We start from the raw sequence: 12712 nt of genomic DNA, 5'->3' as shown, positions 1-12712 counted from the left end.
CCTTTTTACTGTTTAAAACGGATAGAGGAAAAATTTTGATGGCAGATATTCACCAGCTTTGGGTTGCTGCAATCCTGGGGGTTGTGGAAGGCCTCACGGAATTCCTGCCGGTCTCTTCTACGGGCCATATGATCATTGTTGGCCATCTGTTGGGTTTTGAGGGTGATAAAGCTGAAACCTTTGAAGTTGTCATTCAGCTGGGTTCAATTTTAGCGGTAGTGGTGATGTTCTGGCGCCGCCTGTTCGGACTGATTGGTATTCACTTCGGTAAGGAGCCGCATGAAGGCACCGGAACCGGGAAACTGACGCTGATTCACATCCTGTTAGGTATGGTTCCCGCGGTGGTGATTGGTCTGGTGCTCCACGATCAAATCAAAAGCCTGTTTAATCCGATTAACGTGATGTACGCGCTGGTCGTTGGTGGTGTGTTGCTGTTGGTCGCGGAGTACTTCAAGCCGAAACAGCCTAAAGCGGTAGGTATCGATGATATCACTTACCGCCAGGCGTTTATGATTGGCTGCTTCCAGTGTCTGGCGCTGTGGCCGGGCTTCTCGCGTTCGGGTGCCACCATTTCTGGCGGTATGCTGATGGGCGTGAGTCGTTATGCCGCATCGGAGTTCTCGTTCATCCTTGCGGTGCCGATGATGATTGGTGCGACCGGCTTGGATCTCTACAAGAGCATGGGCTTCCTGACGATGCAGGATTTCCCGATGTTCGCCGTCGGCTTCGTGACCGCCTTTATCGTAGCGCTGCTGGCCATCAAAGTGTTCCTGGAACTGATTAAGCGTATTTCGTTTGTCTCGTTCGCTATCTATCGCTTTATCGTGGCGGCGGCGGTTTACGCCATCTTCATGTAAGCGCGGCGTGCGGCCAGTTATGCTGGCCGCACGTTGATCAACCCTTCCTGTACTGCCATCACCCGACGACGCGTCAACTCTTCCCGCACGGCTGGACCTTTAAAACCTGCTGCAACCACATCCTTAGTCGGCACCGCCTGAGACAGTGCAAACGCCTGACGCAAATAATCGCCTTGTGGATAGGCCAGGCTTTCCATTCCGGTGCGGCCACGCGCGTCGGCTTCGCTGGTTAGCGCCATCTTCTCTACGCGATCGGGCTTGCGCCACGCATCAATGCGATCAAACAGAGCCACCAATGACTCCGCTGACTGACGTTCAATGGTGTGGACGATATCGTGGAATTCGGTGACGATTAACGCCAGGTCGCGCACCTGATTGGGTACGCGCAGCCGCTGGCACAGTGCTTCGACAATCGGGACGCCAGCTAAACCGTGACCATGATGGCTCGGCCATTTTTCCGGCGGCGTCAGCGCCTTACCGACATCGTGGAACAGCGTGGCAAAGCGCACGTCCAACTCATCTGAAAGGGCGGCAGATATCGTCAGCGTCATTAACGCGTGCACGCCGGTATCAATTTCGGGATGCCATTTGATCGGCGCCGGAATGCCGTACAGGTTATCCAGCTCCGGGAACAGCACCTGCAACGCACCGCAGTCACGCAATACCTGAAAATAGACCTGCGGATTGCGGGTCAGCAGGGCTTTTTCGGTCTCTTTCCACACGCGTTCGGCCGTGAGGTCAGCTAACTCGCCGCTCTCCGCCATCTCACGCATTAAGGCCTGAGTTTCATCCGCGACACGGAAATTGAGGTGGGCAAAACGGGCAGCGAAACGCGCCACACGCAGGACGCGCAGCGGATCTTCGTTAAAGGCGGCGGAGACATGGCGCAGGGTGCGATTCGCCAAATCCTGCTGTCCGCGATAAGGGTCGATTAAGCTGCCGTCGTCGGCCTGCGCAATGGCATTGATGGTGAGATCGCGGCGCTGCAAATCCTGCTCCAGCGTCACGTCCGGGGCAAATTGTGTGACAAAACCGGTGTAGCCCTTGCCATTTTTGCGTTCGGTACGCGCCAGTGCATACTCTTCACGACTGCGTGGGTGCAAAAAAACCGGAAAATCCCGGCCCACCTGCTGATAACCTTGTGCCAGCATCGCTTCAGGTGTGGCACCGACCACCACCCAATCTCTATCTTTTACCGGCAAGCGCAGTAAGGCATCACGCACCGCGCCACCGACCAGAAACGTCTTCACTCAACCACTCCAGAGGCAATGTATTCTGCGCGCCGTGCACGCATGTTGCGTTATTGTTGCATACTTTGGCTAAATATCGGGCACGCCAAAAGGGGCATCTTACGATCCCCTTGAAGAAAACAACAAATCGGCGTGGTGGTTTAGTTCATCCAGCGATCGTTTTTCTTACGGCGTGGCACCATGTGCGGCAATACCAAACCAAGCAGCAAGCCGACACCCAACACGCCGCCACCATACATAAACCACTGCATGATGATGGTGCGCTGTTTGTCATCCAGCTGGACGTTCGCGGCGCTGACTTTCTTCTGTGCGACAATCAGCTCATTTTTCAGCTTCTGATTTTCCGCTTTCAGGCCGTCAATGGTGCCGTCGCTTTTCGCCACTTTGCTCTGCATTTCAGAGGTGCGCTGATTCCAGCTGTTGTCGATGTTCGCCAGCTTAGCGGTGAGATCTTTGACCTGTTGCTCCAGCTGCGGCACGCGGGTGCGCAGGCTAGGTTCGGCACTCAACTGGGACAGTGGGATCCAGTTGGTTTTCCCTTCGGCATCACGAATCTGACCATATTGGGAATCGTTGTTGACCTGCAACAGGGTGACTTCCTCTCCGGCATTCAGCTTGCCAATCAAGCGATATTGATCGCCCGGACCGCTGCGTACCCAAGTGGATAATTCATCGGAGATATAACGCTTTTCGTCAGCAGCATGAACGGGGGCGATGGCGCTAAATGCCAGCAAAGAAAGGGCAGCAAGTGTGATTTTTTTCATTCGATGTCGTTTTTTCTTAATGGCGTAAAATTACCGGCACAGTCTGGAGACGCTTCTCAAAAATCTGAATGAGAACTATCCTGGTCTCAATCTGGTGCGAAAAGGGTCGTAAAAGCACAAGAAAGCGGAGACAGCGGGCTTCCGGTGCATTACTCTTCGCCAGATTAAACTCGTAAGTGCCAGCAGCGTATTGAATAAAAAATTATGACCATCGAAATCGAATTAAAGTTCATTGCCACACCACAAGCCGCCGAAAAACTCGGTGAAACCCTTGCCGCGTGGCCACATCAGCACTTCGCCGCACGCGAGCTGACTAACATCTATTTTGAGACCGATGACAATCAGCTACGTCGTTGGGATATGGGCCTGCGCATCCGCGGTGTCGATCAGCGTTATGAGATGACGCTGAAGGCCGCCGGAAAAACCGTGGGCGGTCTGCATCAACGCCCGGAATATAACGTCGACCTCACTGAGCCTACGCTGGATATCGCCCAGCTGCCGGCCGAAATCTGGCCAGAAGGCACCGATGTCGCGGCATTACAGCAGCGCCTGCAACCGCTGTTCAGCACCCATTTCCAGCGTGAAGCCTGGCTGGTGCAGTTTGGTGAGAGCGAAATTGAAGTGGCGTTTGATCGCGGAGACGTCGCCGCAGGCGAATTGAGCGAGCCGTTGTATGAAGTCGAGCTGGAGCTGAAAAGCGGCCAGCGTGCCGACATGCTGCAGTTCGCAGAAGCCTTGAGCACCGCTGGCGGCCTGCACCTGGGCAGTTTGAGCAAAGCGGCGCGCGGTTATCAGCTGGCTCAGGGCAATCCTGCCCGCCCACTGCGTGCGTTAGCGCTGCAAAAAATCGGTGCCAAAGCCACGGTAGAGCAGGGCATGGTCAATGCAATGACCGCCGGTCTTAACCAGTGGCAGTATCACGAAGAAGTCTGGCTGCGCGGAAATGCCGATGCCAAAGAAGCGGTGATGGATGCGCTGGAAACCCTGCGTCAGGCGTTTTCGCTGTTTGGTGCGCTGGTACCGCGCAAGGCGAGCAGCGATCTGCGTCAGAAACTGACTCGTCTGGATGAGCTGTTAGCGGATGCGGAAATTGATGCGGAAACCGCCTGTTTCTCGCCTGTCTCTGTTGGTGCTCAGTTAGCACTTACTTACTGGCTAGTGGAGTCACAATGGCAGAACTGGCTGGATGATAAGAGCAAAAGCAAGCTGCAGGGTTCGTTCAAACGCTTCAGCGACATCATGCTCAGCCGTATTGCTGCCGATCTGCGTGAGACCTTCGTCGATGTGCAGCTGTTCAACGAATTCCAGGACAAATCCACGCGCCTGAATCGCCAGCTGCTAGCGGTGCATCTGCTGGCAGGGGCTTACCCAGCGGAAGAGGTGAATGTCTGGCTTGCAGGCTGGCAGGAACTGCAGCATGCGATCCGCATCCAGCAGGACCGCGGGTTGATTCAACTGGTTAATCTGGCCATTCGGCCATCGCCGTTCTGGCTGAATAGCGGAGTGAAACGCTAAGCCGGACGCACAATCGAATCAGGGAGGGAAGATGTTGTTACCGTTACCGGCGCTGATGCAGGCGCAGTTAGCTAACGTGGCCGAGCGCCTGAATATGCCGTCTTCCGCCTTTACGGCAGAGCAGGCGGGCGCGCTGACCTTTAGTGACTTTATCGTTGATAACCTGCAGCAGCATCCGGAGTGGTGGCAACAACTCCAGCAGCAACCGCCTGCACCAGATGAGTGGCAGCACTACAGCACCTGGCTGAAACAGGCGCTGGCGGGCGTGGAAAATGAAACTTCCCTGATGCGCGAACTGCGTCTGTTCCGCCGCCATATGCTGGTGCGTATGGCGTGGATGCAGGCGCTACAACATGCCAGCACCGAACAGAGCCTGACACAACTCAGCACGCTGGCGGAGATTCTCATCGCTGCCGCTCGTGATTGGGTGTGGCAGGATTGCAGCCGCGATTTCGGCACGCCATGTAATGAAGCCGGTGAAGCGCAGCCCATGCTTATCCTCGGCATGGGCAAGCTGGGCGGCGGCGAACTCAACTTCTCTTCCGATATCGACCTGATCTTTGCCTGGCCGGAAAACGGCGTGACGCAAGGTGGCCGTCGCGAACTCGATAACGCCCAATTCTTTACCCGCATGGGCCAGCGCCTGATCAAAGTGCTGGATCAGCCTACCGTGGATGGTTTCGTCTATCGCGTGGACATGCGCCTGCGTCCGTTTGGTGACAGTGGCCCGCTGGTACTGAGTTTTGCTGCACTGGAAGACTACTACCAGGAGCAGGGGCGTGACTGGGAGCGCTATGCGATGGTTAAAGCGCGCCTGATGGGCGACGATCAAGGCCACTGGAGCCAGGAGTTGCAGCAGATGCTGCGGCCGTTCGTCTATCGCCGCTACATCGATTTCAGTGTGATTCAGTCGCTGCGCAACATGAAAGGCATGATTGCCCGTGAAGTGCGGCGCCGTGGCCTGAAAGACAACATCAAACTCGGCGCGGGCGGCATTCGCGAAACCGAATTTATCGTGCAGGTGTTCCAGCTCATTCGTGGTGGACGTGAGCGCTCACTTCAGCTCCGTTCCCTGCTGCCAACGCTGCAGGCGATTGGTGAACTGGCCTTGCTGAGTCCGGCGCAGGTGGAACATTTGCGTGCGGCCTATCTGTTCCTGCGTCGTCTGGAAAATCTGCTGCAAAGCATCAATGATGAGCAGACGCAAACCCTGCCGGAAAACCCGCTTGATCGTCAGCGTTTAGCCTGGGCGATGGGCGCGGCGGATTGGGATGCGCTGATGGTGCAACTTGAACAGCAGATGGCGGGAGTGCGCAGCATCTTTGATGAACTCATTGGTGATGATGCACCAGACGTGGACGATCAACCGCAGCTGGCAGAATTTGCTGGTCTGTGGCAGGACACGCTGGAGGAGAGCGATCTCATTCCTGTTGTGCCACAGCTGAACGAAGCGCAACGTCATGCGCTCTTCGAATCGCTGAACAGTTTCCGCCAGGATGTCAGCCGCCGTACCATCGGCCCGCGTGGGCGTCTGGCGCTTGATCAACTGATGCCGCGCCTGCTGAGCGAAGTCTGTCCACGCGAAGATGCTGATGTGGTGCTGGGCCGTTTGACACCGTTGCTGCTCGGTGTATTGACGCGTAGCACCTATCTGGAGCTGCTGACGGAATATCACGGGGCACTGCGCCATCTGATCCGCCTGTGTGCCGCCTCGCCGATGGTCGCCAGCCAGCTGGCACGTTATCCGCTGTTGCTGGATGAACTGCTCGATCCCGCCACGTTGTATCAACCCACGGCTACCGATGCCTATCGCGATGAACTGCGCCAGTATCTGCTGCGTATTCCCACCGATGATGAAGAACAGCAGCTGGAAGCGCTGCGCCAGTTCAAGCAGGCGCAGCATCTGCGCATTGCCGCGGCCGATATCGCTGAAACGCTGCCGGTGATGAAAGTGAGTGATCACTTAACCTGGCTGGCAGAAGCCATTATCGAATCGGTGGTGCAGCAAGCGTGGCAAATGATGGTGCAGCGCTATGGACGCCCTTCGCACCTCACCAGCGACAGCGAGCGTGGTTTTGCTGTGGTCGGCTACGGCAAACTGGGCGGCTGGGAGTTGGGTTACAGCTCGGATCTGGATTTGGTGTTCCTGCATGACTGCCCGGACGATGCGGAAACCGATGGCGAACGCGTGATTGATGGCCGCCAGTTCTACCTGCGGCTGGCGCAGCGCGTGATGCATCTGTTTAGCACGCGCACCTCCTCTGGCATCTTGTATGAAGTCGATGCGCGCCTGCGTCCGTCTGGCGCGGCGGGCATGCTGGTGAGTACCTTTGCCGCCTTCGATGATTATCAGCGTAATGAAGCCTGGACCTGGGAACATCAGGCGCTGGTGCGCGCGCGTATTGTGTTTGGTGAAACGGCGCTCTGCGATCGTTTCAATAACATCCGTCGCGGCATTCTTTGCCTGCCGCGTGAGCGTCCTGCACTGCAAAAAGAAGTGCGAGAGATGCGCGAGAAAATGCGTGCCCATCTGAGCAACAAACACAAAGGACGCTGGGAGATCAAAACCGATGAAGGCGGCATCACCGATATTGAATTCATCGCGCAATATCTTGTCTTAGGCTACGCGGCAGAGCAGCCTGCGTTGACGCGTTGGTCGGACAATGTGCGAATTTTTGAATTGATGGCGCGTCAGGAGATCATGGATGCAGAGGAAGCGCAGGCGCTGACTCACGCATATGTCACGCTGCGTGATGCATTGCATCATCTCGCATTGCAGGAGCTGCCGGGGCACGTCGCGCCGGAATCTTTTGCTACTGAGCGGGCTGCCGTGCATCGCAGCTGGCAACGCTGGCTGGCTGCAACCGAATCTGATAGCGCGGAAGCGTAAAATAACGCTTCGCCCCTTAGTGACCCGGCATACAGGAAGGCGCGCAGCCCACGCACCTGTGGCTCGAAGTATCATCGGGGTATGTTATTATCCGCGCATAATTTTGACCGTAGTCTGGAGTCTTTGGAATGAAAGTAACGCTGCCCGCTTTTGGCAAAGCCGCTGTGCTGGTTGTTGGCGATGTCATGTTAGATCGCTACTGGTATGGCCCAACCAGCCGTATCTCGCCTGAAGCCCCGGTACCGGTGGTGAAAGTCGATACCATCGAAGAGCGTCCTGGCGGCGCGGCCAACGTGGCGATGAACATTGCTGCACTGGGTGCGGGCTCGCGTTTGATTGGCCTGACGGGTGAAGACGATGCGGCACGTGTGCTGAGCGAGACGCTGGAAAAGGTCAAAGTCGATTGTGATTTTGTCGCGGTGAAAAGCCATCCCACCATCACCAAACTGCGTGTGCTTTCGCGCAACCAGCAGCTGATCCGCCTCGATTTCGAAGAGGGTTTCGAGCAGGTTGATCCACAGCCTATCCACGATCGTATGCGTCAATCGCTGGCGCAGGCCGGTGCACTGGTGCTGTCAGATTACGCCAAAGGCGCGTTGAGCAGCGTGCAAACCATGATTCAGCTGGCGCGTGAAGCCAACGTGCCGGTGTTGATCGACCCGAAAGGCACGGATTTTGAGCGCTACCGCGGTGCGACTTTGCTGACGCCTAACCTGTCTGAGTTCGAAGCCGTGGTGGGTAAATGCAAAACCGTGGAAGAGATTGTGAATCGCGGCATGCAGCTCATCGCCGATTATGAGCTCTCCGCGCTGCTGGTCACCCGTTCTGAAAACGGCATGACGTTACTGCAACCGGGCAAAGCGCCGCTGCATCTGCCAACGCAGGCGCAGGAAGTGTTTGACGTCACCGGTGCAGGTGACACCGTTATTGGCGTGCTGGCCGCCGTGCTGGCGGCCGGAGACAGCCTGGAAGAAGCCTGTTTCCTCGCCAATGCGGCAGCGGGCGTGGTCGTGGGCAAACTCGGGACATCAACCGTAAGCATCGTTGAGCTGGAAAACGCCATTCATGCTCGTCCCGACAGCGGGTTTGGTGTGATGACCGAAGCCGAGCTTAAAGCAGCGGTGGCGCTGGCGCGTCAGCGCGGTGAGAAAGTGGTGATGACCAACGGCGTGTTCGACATCTTGCATGCGGGCCACGTTTCCTATCTTGCCAACGCACGTAAGCTGGGCGACCGTCTGATTGTTGCGGTAAACAGTGATGCTTCCACCAAACGTCTGAAAGGCGAAACCCGTCCGGTTAACCCGCAGGAAAACCGTATGATCGTGCTTGGTGCGCTGGAAGCGGTGGATTGGGTGGTGCTGTTTGAAGAAGACACGCCACAGCGTTTGATTGCGGGTGTGTTACCGGATCTGCTGGTGAAGGGCGGCGATTATAAGCCGGAAGATATTGCGGGCAGTAAAGAGGTTTGGGCCAACGGCGGTGACGTGCGGGTGCTGAATTTCGAAGACGGTATCTCCACCACTAACATCATCAAGACGATTCGCAGCCACTAACGGCGAGCACTGAGATCCCAGATGATTCGCCGTCACTACAGGCGAGCACTGAGATTTCCAATGATTCGCAGCCACTAACGGCAAACTCTGAGAGTTCAGACGATTGCCGTCACTCACGGCTAATACGAAGATTCCAGACGATTCGCCGTCACTCACGGCGAGCGTAGGGCAAGTGGATACAAACTCAACAGGCGGCCAAAAGGCCGCCTGTTATTGTCTGCGAGCAATGTATGCTCAACGGGTGCTGGCAAGCGATATACGCCCGGCGAGTCAGTGGTTTACTGCGGAGTGTCGATTTTACCCGCCGGATCCGGTGTCACTACCGCAGGTGCCGGTGCGGCTGGGCTCTCACTTTCCAGTTTTGCCAGGCGCTGTTCCAGTGCGGCCAGCTTCTCACGCGTGCGCAGCAGTACCTGCGTCTGCACATCAAACTCTTCACGATTAACTAAATCCATGCGGGTTAACTGCGCCTGCAATACCTGACGAATTTTCTTTTCGACATCGTCGCCAAAGTCGCGAATCCCTTTTGGCATAGCTTCATGGACCTGGCGAGCCAGTTGTTCAATTTTTTTCGTGTCGATCATGATGATTTCCTGGTTGCGGTGGCTGATAACAGCACGTGTTCCGACTCAACAAAGGTTAAGTGTAATGCCTGAAACGAAAAGGTTAAACCTGAATTCCGCATCGCAGTAAATGCAAAAGCATTTGCGCTTTTGTCGATTGCCCGTCCAGATGATTGGCGTTATAGTGAGCTCGCTTATTCTCAGGGCGGGGCGAAATTCCCCACCGGCGGTAAATCAGCTTCGGCTGAAAGCCCGCGAGCGCTTTCGCTGCAAAGTGAAAGGTCAGCAGATCCGGTGTAATTCCGGGGCCGACGGTTAGAGTCCGGATGGGAGAGGGTAACGACATCAGCCGGGCTTACGCCCGCGTCACGTTTTTGCCATGTGTATTATTTGCGCACTCCTAAGCACGCCCTGGTTCTGGTAACTCATATATTTTTTATAAGGTTTTTTACCATGAATCAGACGCTTCTTTCTGAATTTGGCACGCCGGAACAGCGTGTAGAACGCGCCATCGATGCGCTGCGTAACGGTCGCGGTGTGATGGTGCTCGACGATGAAAATCGTGAAAACGAAGGTGACATGATCTTTGCCGCCGAAACCATGACCGTAGAGCAAATGGCACTGACTATTCGCCACGGCAGCGGCATTGTCTGCCTGTGCATCACTGAAGAGCGCCGCCAGCAGTTGGATCTGCCGATGATGGTAGAAACCAACACCAGCTCTTATGGCACTGGCTTTACTGTCACCATTGAAGCCGCAGAAGGTGTTACCACCGGTGTTTCTGCCGCTGACCGCGTCACCACGATTCGTGCCGCTGTGGCAGATGGCGCTAAGCCGAGCGATCTCAACCGTCCAGGCCATGTCTTCCCGCTGCGCGCGCGCGAAGGTGGTGTGCTGACGCGTGGTGGTCACACTGAAGCCACCATCGATTTGGTGACGTTAGCAGGTTTCAAACCCGCCGGTGTGCTGTGTGAATTGACCAATGACGACGGCAGCATGGCGCATGCGCCAGAAGCGATTGTGTTTGCCAAACAACACGATATGCCGGTCGTGACTATTGAAGATCTGGTGGCTTATCGCCGCGAGCGTGAAACGCGGCAGGCAAGCTAAGCCTCAGTTATCGTCACCAAAAAATCCGCAGCTTCTCCAGGCTGCGGATTTTTTATAGCGCTTAAGTACGTTTTTAAACCCCATTTTCACCGCCCATCCACTGCACAAATTCTTATTCAAATTCCCTGATAGAGATCATCACAGTTATCAGCGTTAATCCCGGCACGAAAGCGCGTATCGTAGCGGCTAATAAAGCGACACTTTCGTCAGAGGAACCATCATGAGCCACAACCGTATGCCCGCCCTGTTTTTGGGTCACGGCAGTCCGATGAACGTACTGGAAGACAATACCTATACCCGCGCATGGCAGCATCTGGGGGCAACATTGCCACGTCCGCGCGCCATTCTCGCTGTGTCGGCACACTGGTACACACGCGGTACGGCGGTGACGGCCATGAATAATCCGCGCACCATCCATGACTTTGGTGGCTTCCCGCAGGCGCTGTTTGATGTGCGTTATCCAGCACCGGGTTCGCCTGAGCTGGCACAGCAAGTCATCGATCTGCTGGCACCGATTGACGTCCATGCCGACCAGGAGTGGGGATTTGATCACGGCTCATGGGGCGTGCTGGCAAAAATGTATCCGCAAGTCGATATCCCGGTGGTGCAGTTAAGTATCGATGGGACGCAATCGGCGCAATGGCACTTTGAATTAGGTCGCAAACTGGCGTCACTGCGTGACGAAGGCGTGATGATCGTCGCCAGCGGTAACGTGGTGCATAACTTGCGTATGCTGCGCTGGCAGGGTGCCGCCACAAGCTATCCATGGGCAGAAAGCTTCAATGAATTTGTGCGTGAGAATTTGAGCTTTGCCGGTGAAGCAGCAGATCATCCGTTGGTGAATTATCTGCAGCACGAAGGTGCAGAGATGTCCAACCCAACGCCAGAACACTATCTGCCGTTGCTGTATATCCTCGGTGCGCGTGCAGCTGAGGAGTCGATCAGCATTCCTGTGGAAGGGATGGAGATGGGCGCAATCAGTATGCTTTCGGTGCAGGTAAGTTAATGAACTGGCCGCCCGCGTCTGACGGGCGGCACAGCATTTATTCGATAAAGGTATGCGGGTAGAAGCGTGACAGATCCTGAGTGATCAGCGCGCGATCTTCACGAATGCCGATACCAGCGGGTTGATCGTCAATCAGCCAGCTACCGATCAAGGTGTAGCTGTCGCCGAACTTCGGCAACGGATGGAACTGCTGGATGATCATTCCCTCTTCGCCGTACGGACCTTCAGCACGGGCGATCTCCTGACCATTTTCGATGATGCGAATATTGGCACCTTCACGTGAAAACAGCGGTTTCACCACGTACTTGTCCATCTGCGGGGCATTTTTGTCGTCGGCAAAGTAGGCGGGCAGCAGATTGGGATGGTCAGGGAACATTTCCCACAGCAGCGGCAGCAGCGCTTTATTCGAGATAATGCTTTTCCACGCCGGTTCTAACCAACGCACACCGGCATCTGCCAGCTTGGTGGAGAACACTTCACGCAGCATAAATTCCCAAGGATAAAGCTTAAACAGGTTGCTGATCACCTGGTCATGCTGATCGGTAAACTGGCCTCTTTCACCCAACCCAATATCATCGATATACAGGAATTCATTCGGCAGGCCGGCTTCGGTGGCGCAATCCTGCATGTACTGCACTGTGGCACGATCTTCTTCGGTGTCACGGCAGCAGGCAAAGTGCAGCCAGTTAAAACCGTGCTCCTGATGCAACGCGGCAAAGCGCTCAATCAGCTTTTCCTGCAGGCTATTAAACTGGTCACTGCCTTGTGGCAGGTTGCCCGCATTGACTTGATCTTCCAGCCAGATCCACTGGAAAAAGGCCGCTTCATACAGAGAGGTCGGCGTGTCGGCGTTATTCTCCAGCAGCTTGGCATCGCCTTTACCGTCCCAGGCTAAATCCAGACGGGAATAGAGCGAAGGCTGACGCAGCTTCCACGAGTCTCGTACGAAGTCCCAGGTGTGTTTGGGAATGCAGAAGCGAGTGAGCAGTTCATCACTGTTCACCACTTTTTCCACCGCCTGCAGACACATCTGATGCAGTTCAGCGGTGGTATCTTCTAATTGCTCAACCTGTGCGAGGGTGAACTGGTAATAAGCGTCTTCACACCAGTAAGGTTCACCGTACATGGTGTGAAACTGGAAGCCATATTCGTTGGCTTTTTCGCGCCAGTCCGGACGTTCGCTGATAGCAATACGTTGCATACT

10 protein-coding genes and 1 riboswitch are annotated in these 12712 nt (G+C 55.6%); of the genes, 6 read left to right on the top strand and 4 right to left on the bottom strand.

Features of this window, described 5'->3' with window-relative positions; all coding sequences use genetic code 11:
- Positions 1-38: 38 nt before the first annotated feature.
- The gene (gene bacA / locus IAE30_RS12730; protein ID WP_038644661.1) at positions 39-857 is read left to right on the top strand and encodes an undecaprenyl-diphosphate phosphatase; all 819 of its coding nucleotides are present in this window, start codon (positions 39-41) and stop codon (positions 855-857) included.
- 17 nt (positions 858-874) lie between these two features.
- Here the strand turns inward: bacA and IAE30_RS12725 are convergent, their stop codons facing one another.
- A complete protein-coding gene (locus tag IAE30_RS12725) occupies positions 875-2107 on the bottom strand; it encodes a multifunctional CCA addition/repair protein (RefSeq protein ID WP_200536663.1) in 1233 nt (410 codons plus the stop codon).
- Positions 2108-2247: 140 nt separating this feature from the next.
- A complete protein-coding gene (locus IAE30_RS12720; RefSeq protein WP_200679875.1) occupies positions 2248-2871 on the bottom strand; it encodes a TIGR04211 family SH3 domain-containing protein in 624 nt (207 codons plus the stop codon).
- A 204-nt stretch (positions 2872-3075) separates the two neighbouring features.
- On the opposite strand from IAE30_RS12720, the gene IAE30_RS12715 reads away from it, so the two are divergent.
- The 3 genes from IAE30_RS12715 to hldE all read left to right on the top strand — a co-directional run bounded on the left by IAE30_RS12715 (position 3076) and on the right by hldE (position 8829).
- Positions 3076-4386, top strand: coding sequence for an inorganic triphosphatase (locus IAE30_RS12715; RefSeq protein WP_200679873.1), 1311 nt, complete (start codon positions 3076-3078; stop codon positions 4384-4386).
- 31 nt (positions 4387-4417) lie between these two features.
- Entirely contained in the window at positions 4418-7276 is a 2859-nt protein-coding gene (gene glnE / locus IAE30_RS12710; RefSeq protein WP_200679871.1) for a bifunctional [glutamate--ammonia ligase]-adenylyl-L-tyrosine phosphorylase/[glutamate--ammonia-ligase] adenylyltransferase, read from the top strand.
- 128 nt (positions 7277-7404) lie between these two features.
- Positions 7405-8829 (top strand): bifunctional D-glycero-beta-D-manno-heptose-7-phosphate kinase/D-glycero-beta-D-manno-heptose 1-phosphate adenylyltransferase HldE, encoded by a 1425-nt coding sequence (gene hldE / locus IAE30_RS12705; RefSeq protein ID WP_038644667.1) that lies wholly within the window; start codon positions 7405-7407, stop codon positions 8827-8829.
- Between the two features lie 278 nt (positions 8830-9107).
- On the opposite strand, the gene IAE30_RS12700 is transcribed toward hldE, so the two are convergent.
- Positions 9108-9413 (bottom strand): accessory factor UbiK family protein, encoded by a 306-nt coding sequence (locus tag IAE30_RS12700; protein ID WP_034828368.1) that lies wholly within the window; start codon positions 9411-9413, stop codon positions 9108-9110.
- Between the two features lie 171 nt (positions 9414-9584).
- A riboswitch (FMN riboswitch) is annotated at positions 9585-9734 on the top strand.
- A 111-nt stretch (positions 9735-9845) separates the two neighbouring features.
- Here IAE30_RS12700 and ribB point away from each other — a divergent pair.
- Positions 9846-10502, top strand: a complete 657-nt coding sequence (ribB, locus tag IAE30_RS12695; RefSeq protein ID WP_034828370.1) for a 3,4-dihydroxy-2-butanone-4-phosphate synthase — start codon at positions 9846-9848, stop codon at positions 10500-10502.
- Positions 10503-10722: 220 nt separating this feature from the next.
- Positions 10723-11508 carry a 4,5-DOPA dioxygenase extradiol gene (gene ygiD / locus IAE30_RS12690; RefSeq protein ID WP_200679869.1) on the top strand — a complete coding sequence of 262 codons (786 nt, stop codon included), beginning with the start codon at positions 10723-10725 and terminating at the stop codon, positions 11506-11508.
- Positions 11509-11545: 37 nt separating this feature from the next.
- Here ygiD and IAE30_RS12685 read toward each other — a convergent pair whose 3' ends face one another.
- The gene (locus IAE30_RS12685; RefSeq protein WP_045814804.1) at positions 11546-12709 is read right to left on the bottom strand and encodes a glutathionylspermidine synthase family protein; all 1164 of its coding nucleotides are present in this window, start codon (positions 12707-12709) and stop codon (positions 11546-11548) included.
- Between the last annotated feature and the right edge of the window lie 3 nt (positions 12710-12712).

This window comes from Pantoea sp. S61 (assembly GCF_016625145.1).
Taxonomy (GTDB): Bacteria; Pseudomonadota; Gammaproteobacteria; order Enterobacterales; family Enterobacteriaceae; genus Pantoea; species Pantoea rwandensis_B.
The sequence above is the reverse complement of the archived record's forward strand: the minus strand, read 5'-3'. Positions and strand labels throughout refer to the sequence as shown.

Excerpts from the sequence above, each read along its gene's own strand:
- bacA (WP_038644661.1), top strand. The coding sequence starts at position 39 with ATGGCAGATATTCACCAGCTTTGGGTTGCTGCAATCCTGGGGGTTGTG.
- IAE30_RS12720 (WP_200679875.1), bottom strand. The coding sequence starts at position 2,871 with ATGAAAAAAATCACACTTGCTGCCCTTTCTTTGCTGGCATTTAGCGCC.
- IAE30_RS12715 (WP_200679873.1), top strand. The coding sequence starts at position 3,076 with ATGACCATCGAAATCGAATTAAAGTTCATTGCCACACCACAAGCCGCC.
- glnE (WP_200679871.1), top strand. The coding sequence starts at position 4,418 with ATGTTGTTACCGTTACCGGCGCTGATGCAGGCGCAGTTAGCTAACGTG.
- hldE (WP_038644667.1), top strand. The coding sequence starts at position 7,405 with ATGAAAGTAACGCTGCCCGCTTTTGGCAAAGCCGCTGTGCTGGTTGTT.
- IAE30_RS12700 (WP_034828368.1), bottom strand. The coding sequence starts at position 9,413 with ATGATCGACACGAAAAAAATTGAACAACTGGCTCGCCAGGTCCATGAA.
- ribB (WP_034828370.1), top strand. The coding sequence starts at position 9,846 with ATGAATCAGACGCTTCTTTCTGAATTTGGCACGCCGGAACAGCGTGTA.
- ygiD (WP_200679869.1), top strand. The coding sequence starts at position 10,723 with ATGAGCCACAACCGTATGCCCGCCCTGTTTTTGGGTCACGGCAGTCCG.
- IAE30_RS12685 (WP_045814804.1), bottom strand. The coding sequence starts at position 12,709 with ATGCAACGTATTGCTATCAGCGAACGTCCGGACTGGCGCGAAAAAGCC.